At 59.8% G+C, this 16383-nt stretch carries 18 protein-coding genes; 13 read left to right on the forward strand and 5 right to left on the reverse strand.

From position 1 onward, the window contains the following. Nucleotides 1-415 precede the first annotated feature (415 nt). From RGR602_RS09640 to RGR602_RS09660, 5 genes are all read left to right on the forward strand, one after another. The gene (locus RGR602_RS09640) at nt 416-3277 is read left to right on the forward strand and encodes an ATP-binding protein (protein WP_039844912.1); all 2862 of its coding nucleotides are present in this window, start codon (nt 416-418) and stop codon (nt 3275-3277) included. Nucleotides 3278-3438: 161 nt separating this feature from the next. Beyond that, the gene (locus RGR602_RS09645; protein WP_407692052.1) at nt 3439-4419 is read left to right on the forward strand and encodes a zinc-dependent alcohol dehydrogenase family protein; all 981 of its coding nucleotides are present in this window, start codon (nt 3439-3441) and stop codon (nt 4417-4419) included. 36 nt (nt 4420-4455) lie between these two features. Beyond that, nucleotides 4456-4755, forward strand: coding sequence for a tautomerase family protein (locus tag RGR602_RS09650; RefSeq protein WP_039844914.1), 300 nt, complete (start codon nt 4456-4458; stop codon nt 4753-4755). Nucleotides 4756-5017: 262 nt separating this feature from the next. Then, a complete protein-coding gene (locus RGR602_RS09655) occupies nt 5018-5842 on the forward strand; it encodes an alpha/beta fold hydrolase (RefSeq protein ID WP_039846761.1) in 825 nt (274 codons plus the stop codon). 83 nt (nt 5843-5925) lie between these two features. Further along, nucleotides 5926-6891 (forward strand): MBL fold metallo-hydrolase, encoded by a 966-nt coding sequence (locus RGR602_RS09660; RefSeq protein ID WP_039844915.1) that lies wholly within the window; start codon nt 5926-5928, stop codon nt 6889-6891. 183 nt (nt 6892-7074) lie between these two features. Here RGR602_RS09660 and RGR602_RS37050 read toward each other — a convergent pair whose 3' ends face one another. Both RGR602_RS37050 and RGR602_RS09670 read right to left on the reverse strand, forming a co-directional pair. After that, on the reverse strand, nt 7075-7314 hold the full coding sequence (locus RGR602_RS37050) for a hypothetical protein (RefSeq protein ID WP_170250717.1): 240 nt from the start codon (nt 7312-7314) through the stop codon (nt 7075-7077). Nucleotides 7315-8055: 741 nt separating this feature from the next. Then, nucleotides 8056-8406: a hypothetical protein gene (locus RGR602_RS09670; protein WP_052451521.1), complete on the reverse strand. Its 351-nt coding sequence runs from the start codon at nt 8404-8406 to the stop codon at nt 8056-8058. A gap of 144 nt (nt 8407-8550) precedes the next feature. Here RGR602_RS09670 and RGR602_RS09675 point away from each other — a divergent pair, with 144 nt between their 5' ends. Then, entirely contained in the window at nt 8551-9021 is a 471-nt protein-coding gene (locus tag RGR602_RS09675) for a cupin domain-containing protein (protein ID WP_039844917.1), read from the forward strand. 103 nt (nt 9022-9124) lie between these two features. On the opposite strand, the gene RGR602_RS09680 is transcribed toward RGR602_RS09675, so the two are convergent. Then, a complete protein-coding gene (locus tag RGR602_RS09680; RefSeq protein ID WP_039844918.1) occupies nt 9125-9412 on the reverse strand; it encodes a DUF1236 domain-containing protein in 288 nt (95 codons plus the stop codon). A 381-nt stretch (nt 9413-9793) separates the two neighbouring features. Here RGR602_RS09680 and RGR602_RS09685 point away from each other — a divergent pair, with 381 nt between their 5' ends. Then, a complete protein-coding gene (locus RGR602_RS09685; protein ID WP_039844919.1) occupies nt 9794-10039 on the forward strand; it encodes a DUF982 domain-containing protein in 246 nt (81 codons plus the stop codon). Between the two features lie 69 nt (nt 10040-10108). Here the strand turns inward: RGR602_RS09685 and RGR602_RS09690 are convergent, their stop codons facing one another. Then, the gene (locus RGR602_RS09690) at nt 10109-10291 is read right to left on the reverse strand and encodes a hypothetical protein (protein ID WP_039844920.1); all 183 of its coding nucleotides are present in this window, start codon (nt 10289-10291) and stop codon (nt 10109-10111) included. Nucleotides 10292-11019: 728 nt separating this feature from the next. On the opposite strand from RGR602_RS09690, the gene RGR602_RS09695 reads away from it, so the two are divergent. The 3 genes from RGR602_RS09695 to RGR602_RS09705 all read left to right on the forward strand — a co-directional run bounded on the left by RGR602_RS09695 (nt 11020) and on the right by RGR602_RS09705 (nt 12073). Beyond that, nucleotides 11020-11301, forward strand: coding sequence for a hypothetical protein (locus tag RGR602_RS09695; protein ID WP_039844921.1), 282 nt, complete (start codon nt 11020-11022; stop codon nt 11299-11301). Beyond that, complete coding sequence (locus RGR602_RS09700) at nt 11298-11552, forward strand: hypothetical protein (protein WP_039844922.1); 255 nt, start codon at nt 11298-11300, stop codon at nt 11550-11552. Before RGR602_RS09695 ends, RGR602_RS09700 begins: the two co-directional genes overlap by 4 nt. 266 nt (nt 11553-11818) lie before the next feature. Next, nucleotides 11819-12073, forward strand: coding sequence for a GlsB/YeaQ/YmgE family stress response membrane protein (locus RGR602_RS09705; protein WP_039844923.1), 255 nt, complete (start codon nt 11819-11821; stop codon nt 12071-12073). Between the two features lie 65 nt (nt 12074-12138). On the opposite strand, the gene RGR602_RS09710 is transcribed toward RGR602_RS09705, so the two are convergent. Next, nucleotides 12139-12420 (reverse strand): hypothetical protein, encoded by a 282-nt coding sequence (locus tag RGR602_RS09710; RefSeq protein WP_039844924.1) that lies wholly within the window; start codon nt 12418-12420, stop codon nt 12139-12141. Between the two features lie 218 nt (nt 12421-12638). Here RGR602_RS09710 and RGR602_RS09715 point away from each other — a divergent pair, with 218 nt between their 5' ends. The 3 genes from RGR602_RS09715 to trpC are packed head-to-tail and all read left to right on the forward strand — an operon-like array spanning nt 12639 to nt 16382. Further along, nucleotides 12639-14531: a peptidylprolyl isomerase gene (locus RGR602_RS09715; protein WP_039844925.1), complete on the forward strand. Its 1893-nt coding sequence runs from the start codon at nt 12639-12641 to the stop codon at nt 14529-14531. Nucleotides 14532-14543: 12 nt separating this feature from the next. Further along, nucleotides 14544-15560, forward strand: coding sequence for an anthranilate phosphoribosyltransferase (gene trpD / locus RGR602_RS09720; protein ID WP_039844926.1), 1017 nt, complete (start codon nt 14544-14546; stop codon nt 15558-15560). A 9-nt stretch (nt 15561-15569) separates the two neighbouring features. Continuing rightward, nucleotides 15570-16382, forward strand: coding sequence for an indole-3-glycerol phosphate synthase TrpC (gene trpC, locus RGR602_RS09725; RefSeq protein ID WP_039844927.1), 813 nt, complete (start codon nt 15570-15572; stop codon nt 16380-16382). Nucleotide 16383 lies beyond the last annotated feature (1 nt).

Below are 16383 nucleotides of genomic sequence, written 5' to 3' on the forward strand. Positions count from 1 at the left end.
TATCCCTATGGATATAGCACCATGGGCGATGAAACTCCGCCCGGTCTTTCTTAAACGCTCGATTGCTTCAAATCGAAGTCCGAAAACTACGCTCTTGGATCGGGGGTTCGGGGTGCGTCCCTATGCGGTCGACCAGGAAAGGGCCGAATGCCTGTGGCGCGCGAGCGCGACGCTGACTGGTTTAGACATCGCAAGAATTTGAGACACGATGCTTGCCCCTTTGACATGTTCGAGCCAAAGAACGTAAGATTGCTGCAAAAATATATGGACGCCTTCCTGCGTCAGGATCATCAATTACTTCAGGGATCGAGTAATTATTCGGTCGTCAGCAAGTTGACACTGGAAAACTCGCCCTTGCTTCGCAGCATTACCTCATATTCTGGACCGACAATTCTCCGTTATCAGGGAAGGATAGATGCAAGGGCAAGCTTCAGCACAGGCAACGGCTGCGGCCGATGTAGTGACCACGTTCGGTGCATTCTTCCTCTACCCAGGGCGACATCTTCTGCTCAAAGGCGATGAGCCTGTCACAATCGGCTCCCGAGCGCTCGACCTCCTCATCGCGTTGACGGAGCGAGCGGGCGAACTTGTGACGAAGGATGAATTGATCGCGCGGGCCTGGCCAAACGCCATAGTCGAGGAGTCGAACCTCCGAGCGCAAATCGCCTTGCTTCGAAGGGTGCTCGGCGACGACCAGGCCGCTGCGCGCTTCATCGCCGCCGTCCCATCGAGAGGCTATCGGTTCATCGCTCCACTCTCTCATTCCCAAGTCGAGAAAAGGGCCGACGCGACAGCCGCGCCGAACAATCTCCCAAGGCAGCTTACACGCCCGATCGGACGTGACGAAGCCATCAAGGTCGTGGAAGGCCGATTTCAACGATTTCGTCTGGTCACCATCGTTGGACCGGGCGGCATCGGAAAGACGACCGTTGCCATCAGTGTGGCAGAACAAATGTTGTCATCGTACGAGCATGGCCTATGCTTTTTGGACCTAGCGCCGCTTACGAATTCTCAGCTCCTGCCTTCAATCCTGGCTTCGGAGCTTCGGCTTCCGGAGACATCGGGTGATCCGACCGCGAGCCTTATCCCATACCTCCGTGAAAAGCGTCTTCTGCTCGTGCTTGACAGCTGCGAACTCGTCCTTGACGCAACGGCCCGCCTCGCGGAGACCCTGCTCCGGGAAGCGCCCCAGATCAATATACTCGCCACCAGCCGCGAAGCGCTGCGGGTGGAAGGCGAAAGCGTGTATAGGCTCCCGCCTCTCGAAATGCCGCCGCTGGCAGCGGGTCTGACGGCCGCAGACGCATTGGAGTTTCCCGCGATCCGCTTGTTCGTCGAACGGGCGACCTCGTCCGGGAGCGAATACAGGTTTGACGACGACGAAGCGCCCCTCGTCACGCACATATGCCGACAGCTCGATGGGATCGCCCTCGCGATCGAGCTCGCCGCCGGACGGGTAGAAGCATTCGGCACGCGTGGGATCGCGGAACTTCTGAATGATCATCTGCGGTTGCTGACTGGCGGACGCCGCACAGCTCTTCCTCGCCACCAAACGTTGGCTGCGATGATCGACTGGAGCTACGAAGCACTTCCGGAAGGGGAGCAGACGGTTTTGCGTCGACTCGCCATATTCGCGGGTGACTTTGGGCGGGAAGCGGCAGATGCCCTTGCAGAGGACATCGAGTGCGATGTTTCCACCCAGCTGGCACACCTGGTCGCCAAATCCCTCGTGGCGGCCGACGCTCGCGGCAAGGTCGCACGATACCGCGTACTCGATACGACTCGGTCGTACGTCTTGCACAAATTACGGCAGAAAGGTGAGTTCGATGGCGTTATGCGACGCCTTGCGAACTATCTGTGCGATGCTCTCAAGCGTTCGCATGAGGAAGTCGAAGCCCTCTCGAGCGACGAATGGTTGTTAAGGTATGGCCCTCACATCAACAACGTTCGCTTCGTTCTGGAATGGGCCTACGCAGATGGTGACGACGTTGAGATCGGGTCAGCAGTAACGGTTGCCGCCATCCCCGTCTGGTATCAGCTCTCTCTGGTCGACGAGTGTCTAACGAGCGTCCGACGCGCGCTGCTCGGCATCGCCCCGGGAGAGCGAAGAGACGAGCAGGCTCGTCAAATCATGCAGCTCTACAGAGCGCTCGGGCTCTCGCAGGCTTTCAAGGTCGGCTTCGCGCCACAGGCTCCGGCCGCGTTCGCCAAGGCGTTGGAGATATCGGAACAACTGGGCGACGTAGACGCCCAGGCGGAGGCTCTTTGGGGCTTGTGGTTCGCACAGGTGGGCATGGGTGAATATAGAGCATCGCTTGGAAATGCAGAACGGTTCTTGGCACTCGCTCAAACCGGCCTTGATCGATTCATCGGCGACCGCATGCTCAGCATGACGCTTTTCTGCATGGGGGATTTCCGAAGTGCCCGTCGTCACGCCGATCTTATGCTGGCCCATGATGTCTCAGCTGAAACCGCCTCCGCGACTTCGGTGCGCTTCAGGTTCGGTCAATCGGTGTCGGCGCGAATCCAACCCGCCCAGCTCCTGTGGTTGCAAGGCTTCCCGAACCAGGCAATCTGGGCGGTCGAGGCCGCCGTCGAGGCCGCGCGTGTCTCCGGCCACGCGATCTCATTGTGTGAAGCGTTGGCGCGGTGGTCATGTCCGGTTCTTGTCCATATCGGCGAACTGGCGGCAGCGGATTCGGCGATCACCGAGCTTCTCGACTTGGCGAAAGTAAACGCCCTCGGCCCATGGGAGGTTTTTGGTCGCTGCTGGAAGGCGGCGCTGCTGATCCAGCGAGGCCTTTCCGAGAGCGGCGTTCCTCTTCTCCGCAATGGGTTGGCGGAACTGCGCCAGGTCAAGCTCTTCACTCTCTACAATGTAAGATTTCTCGGTTTCCTTGCCGACGGCTTGTCTTCTCTTGGACAACACGCTGAGGCGCTGGCGCTGGTGGAGGAGGCGATCAGGGCAAGCGTAGAGAAGGAGGAACTCTGGTGCATCGCGGAACTCTACCGTTTGAATGGAGAGATTCTGCGGCGCGGTGGCGGCGGCATGGAGAGGGCCGAGCAATGCTTTCTCCAATCCATCGACCTGGCGCGCCGGCAGGACGCGTTGTCATGGGAGCTCAGGGCGATCATAAGTCTAGTGCATCTGACGCGTGATCGGGGCGACCCAGCCCACGCGCGTCTGCTACTGGCCGCAGTCTATGACCGGTTCACCGAAGGTTTCGACACGGCCGACATGAGGGCAGCCGAGGCCTTGTTGGCCGGGACCTCCTGACCTTCGCCTGCCGCCCCTGCGCGGTCAATCAGGTCGTCCATCACAAGATTTCACGACGATTCACTGGCTTGTGGCCACCCCGTTCTGCCATCCTTTGCCTGTCGCCGGATAATCGTTGACGCCGCAAAAAGGGTAGGCAGATGGAGACCACCGCAACCGAAATGGACGCGCTCGTCCTGACCGAAACAAACTCGGACTTTGTCCGCACGAGCATGGTCCGTCCGACACCTGCGGCGGGCGAGGTTCTTGTCCGCGTCAAGGCGAGCAGCGTCAATCCTCTCGATCTCAAGATCAAAAGTGGCCAAGCACCACATGCCCGGCACCCCCTGCCGGCTATTTTAGGGATCGACGTGGCGGGAGTCGTCGAGGCCGTCGGACCCGGCGTGACGGCCTTCAGGCCGCAGGACGAGGTTTTCGGCATGACGGGTGGTGTGGGCGGCCTGCAGGGTTCACTTGCGACCTTCGTTGCCGTTGACGCGGATTTGCTGGCTCTCAAGCCCACCAACCTGACAATGCGGGAAGCTGCCGCTTTACCGCTGGTCTTCATCACCGCTTGGGAAGGCCTCGTGGATCGCGCCCAGGTACAGGCGCGGCAGAAGGTGCTCGTCCTCGGTGCAGGCGGCGTCGGCCATGTGGCGATCCAGATCGCGCGAGCTTTCGGAGCCGAGGTGTTCGCCGTCGACAAGGCCGCCAAGCATAGTCAGATCGAGGAGCTCTGCGCCACCGCGATCGACCGTCATCAGACGACCGTCGAGGAGTACGTGAAAGACCACACGTGCGGACGCGGCTTCGACGTCGTCTACGACACCGTGGGCGGGGCCGGGATCGACGCCGCGTTCAACGCAGTGAGCCGCTTCGGCCACGTCGTCAGTTGCCTCGGTTGGGGCACTCACTCGCTCGGTCCCTTGTCCTTCCGGGCCGCAAGCTACTCGGGCGTCTTCACGCTCCTGCCGATCTTGACCGGGGAAGGCCGCGCCCATCATGGAACGATCCTGCGCGAAGCCAAACGCCTTGCCGAAGCCGGGAAGATCACCCCTCTCCTCGATCCGCGCCGCTTCAGTTTCGAGACAATCGCAAAAGCCTATGCCGAAATCGACAACCGCACTGCCAACGGAAAGATTGTCATCGACGTCGGCGACTAGAGCGTATGTCCAATCCCTAGCTAAAGGAAACGCATCATGCCATTCGTCAATGTCAAACTGGTCGACGGCGTATTCACGCCGGAAGAGAAACACGCGATGGCCAAGGCCCTGACCGACGTCATCGTCAAGTTCGAAGGCTCTGAGGCCTTTCGCGAGGTGGTCTGGGTCCTTATCGAGGAACTTCATACGGACGGCTGGCACATCGGCGGCAGGCCGTTCGAGGGGCCAAAGTCATTGATGACGACGCTTTCGAAATCCAAGGACATCGTCGAAGTGATCGACGGCGCGCCCACCACCCGGAAAGAGTGGGCCGCGGCAGCGCCAGTTTTGGGCTGACCACTTCGCAATTTCGCACACGGCGACCAAAGAGCGCCTCCGGAACCCAACCTCCGGAGGTTGGTCGTTGAGCCGTGTCCGCCCGACAGAGTGAAGAGACATGAATACGAGCACAGCCATGCCAATACCCACGGCGACGAGACGGGAAGTCCTGATTGGCACCGCATCCGCGGCCCTCGCCACGGCGTTGCCTATGGAGGCTTGGGCCGCCGATGCATCGTCGAACTCAACTGATGCAACCATTGAAGATGGGAGTGAGATCATGAACAGCATCAAAACCAAAGACGGCGCGCAGATTTTCTACAAGGACTGGGGAACCGGGCAGCCGATCGTGTTCCACCACGGGTGGCCGCTGAGCAGCGACGACTGGGACAACCAGATGCTGTTCTTCCTCGGCAAGGGTTTCCGGGTCATCGCCCACGACCGAAGGGGCCACGGCCGCTCCAGCCAAACTTCGGGCGGCAACGACATGAACACCTACGCGGCCGACGTCGCCGCGCTCGTCGAGGCGCTCGACCTCCGGGATGCGATCCATATCGGCCATTCGACGGGCGGCGGCGAGGTGACCAGATACGTCGCCCGGCACGGCAAAGGCCGGGTCGCCAAAGCGGTGCTCATCTCAGCCATTCCGCCCTTGATGGTCAAGTCGGCGAAGAACCCCGGCGGACTTCCCATCGAAGTCTTTGACGGTTACCGCGCGGCTCTGGCGGCCAACCGGGCGCAGCTCTATCTCGATATCGCGAGCGGCCCGTTCTACGGCTTCAACCGCCCCGGCGCGGCCATCTCCGAAGGCACGATCCGCAATTGGTGGCGTCAGGGGATGATGGGCGGGGCGAACGCGCACTACGAGTGCATCAAAGTCTTTTCGGAGACGGATTTCACCGAAGACCTCCAGGTCATCGACGTTCCGGTCCTGGTGATGCATGGCAGCGACGACCAGGTGGTGCCGATCGCGGACTCCGCCGAACTCTCCATCAAGCTACTCAAGAACGGGAAACTCAAGGTCTACGGCGGCTACCCGCATGGAATGTTCACGACCCACGCCGACGTGATCAATGCGGATCTGCTGGCTTTCATCAAAGCGTGACCTCCCGGGCAGGTCGAAGGGCCTGCCTTCATTCTTCTCAAGTCAAATTCGACAGCCAGAGACCGGCTGCGGAAAGGTATGTCATGAAGTCCGAACACATGCTCTCCCGCCGCGGATTTTGCCTTTGCTGCATGGGCGTGGCGAGTTTCGCCGCCACAGCGGGCTGGATGAGCCCCCGCGAGGCCTACGCTGAGGCGCGCGGCCTGGTGAGCCTCATCAAGGACAGCGCCGCCAAGTCCGTGATCGCCACCCACAAGCTAAGAAACGACATCACCATCCTCGAAGGCTCCGGCGGCAACGTCGCGGTCTTGGGCGGCAAGGACGGTCTCGTCATGGTCGATGCTGGGATCAGCGTGGCGCGTCTCCAGATGACGGAGGCGCTCTCCGCACTCTCCCCTGAACCCGTGACCCATCTCATCAACACCCATTGGCATTTCGATCACGCGGACGGAAACGCCTGGCTCGGCGCGGTTGGAGCTAAAATCATCGCGCACGAGAACACCCGCAAATACCTGTCGCAGGTGCAACGGGTCGAAGACTGGGATTACAACTTCGTTCCGCTGGAACGGAGCGGAGTGCCCAAACACGTCTTCTCCAAGGAGAATTCCCTCAAGCTGAACGGCCAGTCGCTCGCCATGAAATATTATGGTCCGGCGCATACCGACGGCGACATCTCGGTGATGTTCGGCGAGGCAAACGTCATCCATGTCGGCGATACCTACTGGAATGGAATATATCCGTTTATCGACTACTCAACGGGCGGAAGCATCGACGGAATGATCGGAGCGTCGGATGCGAACCTGGCCGCGTCGACCGACAAGACGATCATCATTCCGGGCCATGGGAATCCGGTGAGCAACCGCGCTGAGCTACAGGAATTCCGCGACATGCTGGTGGCCATCCGCGAGAACGTAGCGGCGCTCAAGCGACAAGGACGCTCGCGGGACGAGGCCGTCGCTGCCAAGCCGACGGCCGCCTTCGACGCCAAGTGGGGCAATTTCGTCATCGATCCCGACTTTTTTACGCGGCTGGTTTACGCGGGCGTCTAGCACGGCCTGATCGTCCACCAGAACTCCGGAGAAGACCATGTTCGACGCCCAAGACAGCGGACGCGGACGCAAGCACTTCGATAAATCGCACGGTTTCGGAGATCGCATATTCGAGGCGCGGCTTGTTCTGAGATACGCCCGGCGGCGTCGATAAAATCAACGCGGGCGATGAAGCTGAGGGCGTTATTGCCGGGTTGCCGTTTCAGGCAGCACTTGGCAAGGCTGAGGCCAACCGCACCAACGCGTCGGCAAATCACGGCACGCTTTGGTGTCATAGACCGGAAGGATTTCAAAAATATCGGCACGTCTAAATTGATGCTTTACCCCGGCAGCATCAATGAACACATGCTCGCCTTGGAATGTCAGACCGGTCGCAAGGAAGTTACGCTCATCCTCACCCTCAAATAACGACACAACAAACATTTAATTTACCCTATGTATTAGCTAAGCGATATATACATTGATGCGCGAAACTTAAATTTGTCCTTCCGTTTTGAGCAAGTGCTAGAAATTGTAGAACAGTGCTAGTCGGACAACGAGCGGCGTCCAGCGGTTGAGCCGCTGAAGGCAAACCGGGGCCGCTAATTGCAGCATCAACAGCGCTTGCCGACGGCCTCGGCGCCGCTCGCGAAGGACGTGTTCTCGGAACAAAAAACAAGTTCTCTCATTTCTCTTCCATCACAGATGGAGAAAACTGCCATGACTCACGACCCGGAATTCCCTGATCGCAGATCAGACCCACGCACTACTCCGGTCCGCAGTCGCTCTTCGTGGGGCGCATGGGTGGCCATTATCGCGGTGGTTCTGGTAGCTGGCGTTGTATGGTTCGAGTGGGGCGGCTCGCCCGACACCGATCCGATCTCGACATCTTCGACGACGCCCTCCACGCAGCCTGCTCCAGCACCGGCAACGCCGACTGCGCCGACTAATAACAATGTAACCCCGGCGCCCGCTTCTCCTCCTGCGGCTCCGGCGCAGCAGTAGAGCCTGGCTCTAGGCTACGCCTGCAAGACCGTTGCTATTGTGATGGATCGAGAAAGGTCGTTGCGAGTTTCGCCCGGCCTTTTTCGCCCTCTCGATCGGTGACCATTCCTTGAGCATATCGCGCCGCGAAGAAGTTCGAGCTGACGCGGATCGCGCCCATCTCATAAAGGAGATCGAAGGCTATGGAGCCGAGCGATTGCTGCAGCAGTCTGAAATCGGACCGCCCTGCTCGTCGAGCACGACTGCCTCGCCATCGAGAACCCACGCCACGCCGAGCTGCTTGGCGGCCTGCTCGATCGCCCGAAAGCAATGCGTCCAATCATGCCCGCCCCAGTTGATTTCGTAAACCGCTGCTCGCACCTCGGCGGCTTGATGCTTGAAAAGCGTCCGGCATAGGTCGATGTGGTTCGGCATGGGATCGAGGGAACGGTTCGGCTGGGTCGGATCGCGCGGTTTTGTGGCTCTGGTACGGACACTTGCGACGTCTTTGGCAAGGAGAGACTTTTTCGGCTTCTGAGGAGCTCTTGTCATCCCCTCTGTTCATCAGGCAATTCTTAAAAAGTCCTTTGGAGGAGAGCTTGCTTAGACGTGGTCCGTGGACGTACTATCTACGTTCCGCGAGCCTGCCCCTGCGCTCAGCCGAGGTAAAGGCCCGGCGAAACAGGGAGGTTTGTCATGAGAGTTGCATCGATATTCGCAGCCGGCTTGATCGGATTATGCGGGATGGCCTCCTTTGCTGCGGCAGAGGGTGGGCACACAATGGTCACTCCCGATGAAGTCAAGTGGGGGCCGGCCCCCAAGGTGCTTCCCGCTGGAGCAGAGGCGGCGGTTCTGTTCGGCGATCCCACCAAGGAAGGTTTGTTTGCCCTCCGGCTCAAAGTGCCGTCGGGCTATGCGATCGCGCCGCACACGCATCCCGTGCATGAAGTGGTCACAGTCGTATCAGGGGCTATCAATCTCGGGATGGGCGAAACCGCCGATCCAGGCGCTGCGAAGGCACTGCCTGCAGGCAGTTTCATCGCGTTGCCGCCGGGCATGGCGCATTTCGCTCGCTTCGACGAACCGACGGTGATCCAAATTACGACTACTGGCCCATGGGCCATCAAGTATGTCAACCCGGCGGACGATCCTCAGAAGTCGCAATAGCCAGCCGCTGCATTGATGTCTCAACAGCGGACTAGTCTTTGACGTGGACAGTGGATTGATGTGAAGGAATAGCGGGCCCGGGGGGGCCCGCAGTGCTTTCAAATTATTCGACGACCTCGATCACCGCGCGGGTCTTCGGATTGACCAGCACGCGCTTTTCGTTGACGATCACATAACCGTAATCGGGCTGATCAGGGATCGTGTGGATCTCGACCGTGTCAGGAAGCGCCGTACCGATCGCAACATCACCATCAAACGTAACCGATGGCGATTGCTGCTCAAGAACATAGGTTCTGACCTCGCCGGGAACGGTGACCGTCGCTGTCTGCGCGACCGCCGCGCCCCCGAGCAACAGAAACAGCGATACGGCAGAGATGACCACTTTCTTCATGTTATCCTCCAGGATTTTCAGTGTGCCGGTAGAACGCTGACGGCTAAGATATAGTTCCCCTGCTGCATGGAGTGGAGCTACCATGGTTTGAGGAGAACAGTGCGGTCACGCTCTGGTATTGTCGGAAGCATTAGCCGGCGGCACCATCCGCTGAACGTGCGAGACGGTGAAGGCATGGGCTATTTCCACGTTACTCCGCCCAAGGAGCATGGCTGCCCTTCGTCGCGGTCATCACCGTTGGTAGGCGGGTATTCCCCGTTTTAGCTATCTCACTGAGATCATGCCGCGTCCCCGTTGCCGTCATAAGCGCCCTGTACACTTTTTCTCGGAACAGACTTCATGGCTATTCGTTGAAATGATCGCCAACGGAGATTGCATTACATGAGCTCGGACATCTGGGAACGCAGCATCGAGTTGATCGACTGCGACGATCATTTCCGCACCGTAAAAAATACGAGAGAGGCTGTTGAGTTTCTGTTGACGTCCTGGTCCGGTCAAAAAGGCCCCGCATATGCGGCAGCTCGGAAGGCCTGTCTGCGAGCCCTCGAGGGCAAAAAGCCGGACATAGATCCTCAGGCAGCTTTCATCGCAGCAGCAGCGGAATCTGGTATTCTGAGGGCCAACTAAATTATTAGCCGCCTGCTCTCACAGGCTCCGGCGTGCGGTTCCGCGTATCGCTGGTGGATCCATTTAGTTTCAGGGGATGGCGCCCAATTGGACGAACAGCTGCAGAGGCGCGCCAATCGCCTCCGGGGCGACATTTCCGCCGCCCGCCATAGGCGACGATATCAGCGCCGCTACGGTTCGCGGCTCCAGCATGACCGAACAGCGCGGCTGCCCGCCACGCCAGTCGCCGCGAATATCCACCGGATAGGTCATTCACTGGACCCGATCTCCGACAGAAAGGGCCGGCTTCAGGAGGTTGCGTATGAAGGCGTCAGCGGTCGCGACGATGGCTTGCTTCTCCGCCAGGCCCACCTGCTACGGACACCACGAACGTCGCCATGTCGTCAAACGTTTCCGAACCATTGCTGAACCTCTTTCGCAATACCGATCTCCGCGACATCCGGAGCCAGAGGGCTTTCGGCGCACACATAGTACTCATCTTGACCATCGGTATTGTCCAACCAAAAGGCACGCCCCTGGCGGGCAGTCCCTGCTCTGGGTTTGACCAGACAGCAGAACGTCGATCTGCTTTGCCGCGCCGCCCGCATCCCTATATCTTACGATATCCGGACTCATTGACGCCCTATAAGGGTTGTATGTCCTAGAGCGCCTGGCGGGCGCTCGGATTTGGAGCGGGTCGTAGCGTCGGCGGGGGCGCAAGCTTCGACCCGCTCTTTCTTTCCAGCAACGGAGCGCGCCTATGTTTTGGGATTTCATCACGATCGCAGCGATCTTCGGCGCTTTCTTTATTGTGCGAGAGGCACAAACCGTGCTCGCGAAAGCCCGCCTGTCGAACTGGCGCAGCTTCACCTTCCGGTAAACGGACAAGGAAGCGACAACTTTCCTGAAACAGGATTTCTTGAGGGCCTGATTGCTTTTCCGCCCATGCCGCGTGCAATCTGCTTGTATTTTCCAAGCTTCAGCTGCCTTCCGGATATCTCGTGCTCAACCGGCTTGCCGCTCTGCCGGTGATTTTCCTCGTTTCACTGCCTGCGGCCGCCGGCAACTACCGGCCGGACAATGGCCGCACACTGGATTATCCGCAATCTGTGCTGAAGAATGGCAGCTTCAAGCGCGACAAGAAGGTCGGAGAGCATAGCGCTCACCCCGAATATCGATGTGAGAGTCGAAAGCGGCGGCTGCGAGTATTCGACGAGGACTTACCGCTTCTCTGTCGTCCTGACAGCCGGATGAAAATCAGGCGTCAGGCATTGAATATGTGAAAGACGTCGAGCTCTTTGCCTTGCTGGAGCGTCGCAAGGAACTGGCGCTGGATTTTTCCGGCGCCCGTAAAGCCCTCCAATCCTATATAGCCCTGGTTGTAGAGCCGAAGCTGGGAGAACAGATATATAATCGCAACGACACCGAGAATCAGTGTTCAGAGAAAATCTGGATCGAAGCCGATCGCGGCGCGCAGCCCACGCTTATCGCGGTGACGTTGTCCAGTGGTCCGTATCAGAGGCAGCCTTTCTAATTCAAACTTGGCAGTTAACCGCCTGTTAATATTTAGCTTGCCCCACAAAGCGAATGATCTATCCTCCAGAATCACAGGGCTGCGTAGCGCAACCAGAGTTCTAGAATGCCGCCGGGTTTTACTGTTCCTGCCCTCCCCGGCCTGTTTGTTTTGTTGATAGCTTGTCCATATCACATGCCGGTAACACTGCTGCTACCCAGATCCGGCAAGGAAAGTTTCTGCAGGTTTTGCGTTCATTTTGTTGCTTCTCTAGGAGGGAGATCACCATGGAAGGCGAAGGCGTAGGTTGGATTGCGGCGATCATCATCGGCGGTATCGCCGGCTGGCTCGCGGAAAAATTCATGCACAGCAATATGGGGCTGCTCATGAATATTGTTCTCGGCATTGTCGGCGCGATCGTTGCAAATTTCATTCTCGGCGTCCTGAACATCCAACCGCTCGTCGGCTGGCTCGGATACCTGATCACCGGTTTCGTCGGCGCCTGCATTCTTATTGCGCTCGGACGCCTTGTGAGACGCTGATTTCAATCGCGCAAAAGCCGGGACTATAGCTCCCGGCTTTTGTGTACTTTAGCTGCCGCGTCGCTTCAGCGGCGGCTCATCAGGCCGAAGACGTAGGCAATGCCGGCGGTTACGGCGAGTGCGAAGATCGGCTCCTCACGTACTTTCTCGCGCACACGCTCGGTCATGACAGAAGCCTCGTCGGCAACGGCGGTCTTTGCGCCCTGCCCCAAGGCAACGACGCTCTCGGAAAGCCGTGCCAAATCTTCGCGCAATGCGGTGACTTGAGCCGAAAGATCGTCTGCTGCGATTTCCGCCTTCACGCGTGCGCCCGTCGTTTGTCCGGAGGCGGTCTTGAGTTCGGCCATTGTCTGCTCCTCTTTTTGCGGATGCGGCTTCAACGACGTGAGGGCCGAAAGGTTCCCTGAACCGCTTCATTTCTTGAACGTGGTCGCCTTCCGGGACCTTCGCCGGCACCTGCTATGTTTTCGCGCGCGGACGCTTCATTTCCTTACGCGTTTGTTCTAAGGAACGTCGAAAGCTTTGCCCGTGAAAGGGCGGAATATAATGCGAGGTTTGCGTTTCGATGTTCCATTTCCTGAGAAGAGCCGCCCGGACCTGGGTCGCCAAGCTCCTGATGCTTCTACTGGTCGCTTCATTCGGTATTTGGGGCATCTCCAGTTCGCTGCTCACCGGCAGCAGCAGCACGGCCGTCGTCACCGTCGGTGACCAGCAGGTAGACGCCACCGAATTCCGCCTTGCCTACCAGCGACAGGTCGCAAGCCTCAGCCAGCAGTTCGGCATGCGTCTGACGCCCGAGCAGGCCAAGGCCTTCGGCGTCGAGCAGCAGGTGATCGCCCAGCTCGTCGCCGGCGCCTCGCTCGACCAGCTTGCCGCCGACATGAATCTCGGCCTTTCCGAAGATCGTCTAGCCCAGCTGATCGCTGACGATCCAGCTTTCAAGGCAGTCAACGGCCAGTTTGATCGCACGCTCTTCACTTCGCGCTTGCGCAACGCCGGCATCCGTGAGGCGGACTATATCAGCGAGCGCAGCAAGGTCGCTGTACGCAGCCAGATCGTCGATGCGGTGTCGAACGGCTTCACCGCTCCAAAGACGCTCGTCGACGCGCTGAAGCTCTACCGTCAGGAAAGCCGCGACATCGACTACCTGCTGCTGACGAACGCGAACATCGAGCCCATCAAGGCTCCGGCCGAGGATCTGCTTTCGAAGTGGTTCGACGGCGTCAAGAGCCGCTATCGCGCGCCGCAATATCGCAAGATCGCCTATCTGAAGCTCGAACCTGCCGACATTGCGGATGCCTCGACCGTCACGGACGATCAGATCCGCGAGGATTTCGACAAGCGTAAGGACAGCTATCGCACGCCGGAAACGCGCACGATCGAGCAGCTGACCTTTGGCAGCAAGGATCTGGCGGCGGCTGCCGAAACGGCGCTCAAGAGCGGCACCAGCTTCGACCAGCTCGTGACCGACCAGGGCAAGACGGCAAGCGACGTGCTGCTCGGCGATTTCACCAAGGACAAGGTTCCGGACCAGGCCATCGCCGACGTCGCTTTCGCAGTCGCCAGGGACGGCGGCACGACGCCGGTCGTCGACGGTTCCTTCGGCCCAGTCATCCTCCGCGTCTCCAACATCAAGCCGGAAAGCGTCAAGAACTTCGACGAGGTGAAGGAAGACATCCGCAAGCAGTTGGCGCTCGTCAACGCGTCGCAGGAGGTAATCAACGTGCACGATCGCATCGAGGATCTGCGCGGCTCCGGCCAGACGCTTGAGCAGATTGCCGAACAGCTGAAGCTGAAGGCCGTCGTGATCGACGCCGTCGATCCGAGCGGGTTGGACAAGGACGGCAACGAGGTCAAGGACATCCCCGCGAAGCCGCAGTTGATCGGTGAAGCCTTCAAGACCGAAACAGGTATTCAGGCGCCTGCGCTGTCACTCGGCAATGACGGTTATGTCTGGTTCGACGTGCGCGAAATCACGCCGGAGCGCGACCGCCCGCTGGCCGAAGTGCGCGAAAAGGCCGTGCAGGATTGGACCGCCGAACAGCAGAAGCTCGAACTTGCCAAGAAGGCCGGAGAGCTGAAGCAGGAAGCGCAGAAGGGCAAGACGCTTGCCGACATCGCAGCTCCGCTCGGAATTGCCGTCGAAAGCAAGAGCGGAATCACGCGCGGCACCGAGGATGCCGTTCTCGGCCGCGCCGGCGTGGCCGCTGCCTTCACAGGCCCGGCCGATACCGTTGCAAATGCCGTTGGCGGCGATCCCGGCACGCAGATCCTGCTGAAGGTCACCAGCGTCAACACGGAGCCGACGGGTGATGTGCTGAACAATCAGGATGCGCAGATCACTGCCATGGCGAACGCTGCTGGCGACGACATTCTTGACCAGATGGTGAACCTGCTGCAAACGCACTACGGTGCGTCGATCAACCAGACGCTCGCCGATCAGGCAGCCGTTCGCTAGGAGCTGTAGCGCATGACCGATCTGAAGCCGCTTCTGGCCAAGGCTGCGAGCCGCCAACCGCTGACCCGCGACGAAGCCCGCGAGGCCTTCGAAATCCTGATGTCCGGTCAGGCGACACCCTCGCAGATCGGCGGTTTCCTGATGGCGCTGCGCGTCCGCGGCGAGACGGTCGATGAAATCGTTGGTGCTGCGACGACCATGCGCTCGAAGATGCTGCGGGTGGAAGCGCCTGCCGATGCGATCGATATCGTCGGCACCGGCGGTGACGGCAGCGGCACCTACAATATCTCGACGCTGGCGGCGCTGATCGTTGCCGGCGCCGGTGTTCCGGTCGCCAAGCACGGTAACCGGGCATTGAGTTCGAAATCTGGAGCTTCCGATAGCCTGGCAGCTCTGGGCGTCAAGCTTGAGATTGCGCCTGAAGTGATCACGCGCTGCATCAATGAGGCCGGCGTCGGCTTCATGTTTGCTCAGCAACACCATTCCGCGATGCGCCATGTCGGGCCGTCCCGGGTCGAGCTCGGCACCCGCACGATCTTCAACCTGCTCGGGCCGCTGACGAACCCGGCCGGAGTGCGCCGCCAGCTGCTCGGCGTCTTTGCGCCGCAATGGGTCGTGCCGATCGCTGAGGTCATGCGAGACCTCGGTTCGGAGAGCGTCTGGGTCGTGCATGGCGAGGGCCTCGATGAGATCACTACCACCGGCAAGACCAGTGTAGCAGCGCTTGAAAACGGCAAAATCCGCACCTTCGAGCTTTCGCCGGCGGATTTCGGCGTTTCGCCCTGTGCACTCGCGGCGATCAAGGGCGGCGATGGCGTCGCCAATGCTGCTGCACTTCGCGAAGTGCTGAGCGGCGCGAAGAACGCCTATCGCGATATCGCCCTTGCCAACGCGGCAGCCTCGCTCGTCATTGCGGGCAAGGTGGAGACGATCGCCAGCGGCATGAAGCTCGCCACCGAATCGCTTGATAGCGGCGCGACCGCCGTAGCCCTCGATAAACTGATCGCCGTTTCGAACGATATCGATTAGGATTGGCCGATGACCGATATCCTCAGAAAGATCGAGGCCTACAAGCGCGAGGAAATCGCCGCCGCCAAGGCGAAGGTTTCGCTTGCCGACCTGAAGGCGATGCAGGCAGGGCGAACCGCGCCGCGCGGTTTCCACAAGGCTCTCGTTGCCAAGCGCGATGCTGGACACTACGGCCTGATCGCCGAGATCAAGAAGGCAAGCCCATCCAAGGGCCTCATCCGCCCGAATTTCGACCCGCCTGCGCTCGCCAAAGCCTATGAAGCCGGCGGTGCCGCGTGCCTATCCGTCTTGACCGACACGCCAAGCTTTCAAGGCGCGCCGGAGTTCCTGACAGCTGCACGCGAAGCCTGCGCCCTTCCAGCGCTGCGCAAGGATTTCATGTTCGAGACCTACCAGGTGCACGAGGCACGCGCCTGGGGCGCAGATTGCATTCTGCTGATCATGGCCTCGCTTTCCGATGACGAGGCTGAACGACTGCAGGATGAAGCCTTTGCGCTCGACATGGGCGTGCTGGTGGAGGTGCATGACGCCGCAGAAATGGAGCGGGCGCTCAAGCTCTCCTCACCGCTCGTCGGCATCAACAACCGCAACCTGCGTACCTTCGAGGTCAGCGTGAGCGTCAGCGAAGAGCTTGCGGCGATGGTGCCGGACGATCGGCTGCTGGTCAGCGAGAGCGGCATCTTTACCCATGCAGACTGCAAGCGGCTGCGGGCGGCCGGCATCAACACCTTCCTCGTCGGAGAAAGCCTGATGCGCCAGGATGACGTGGCGGCTGCGACCCGCGCTCTGCTCTTCGGCGAAGCGGCAATCGCGGCGGAATAAC

Origin of the sequence: Rhizobium gallicum bv. gallicum R602sp (genome assembly GCF_000816845.1) — a bacterium.
Taxonomy (GTDB): Bacteria; Pseudomonadota; Alphaproteobacteria; order Rhizobiales; family Rhizobiaceae; genus Rhizobium; species Rhizobium gallicum.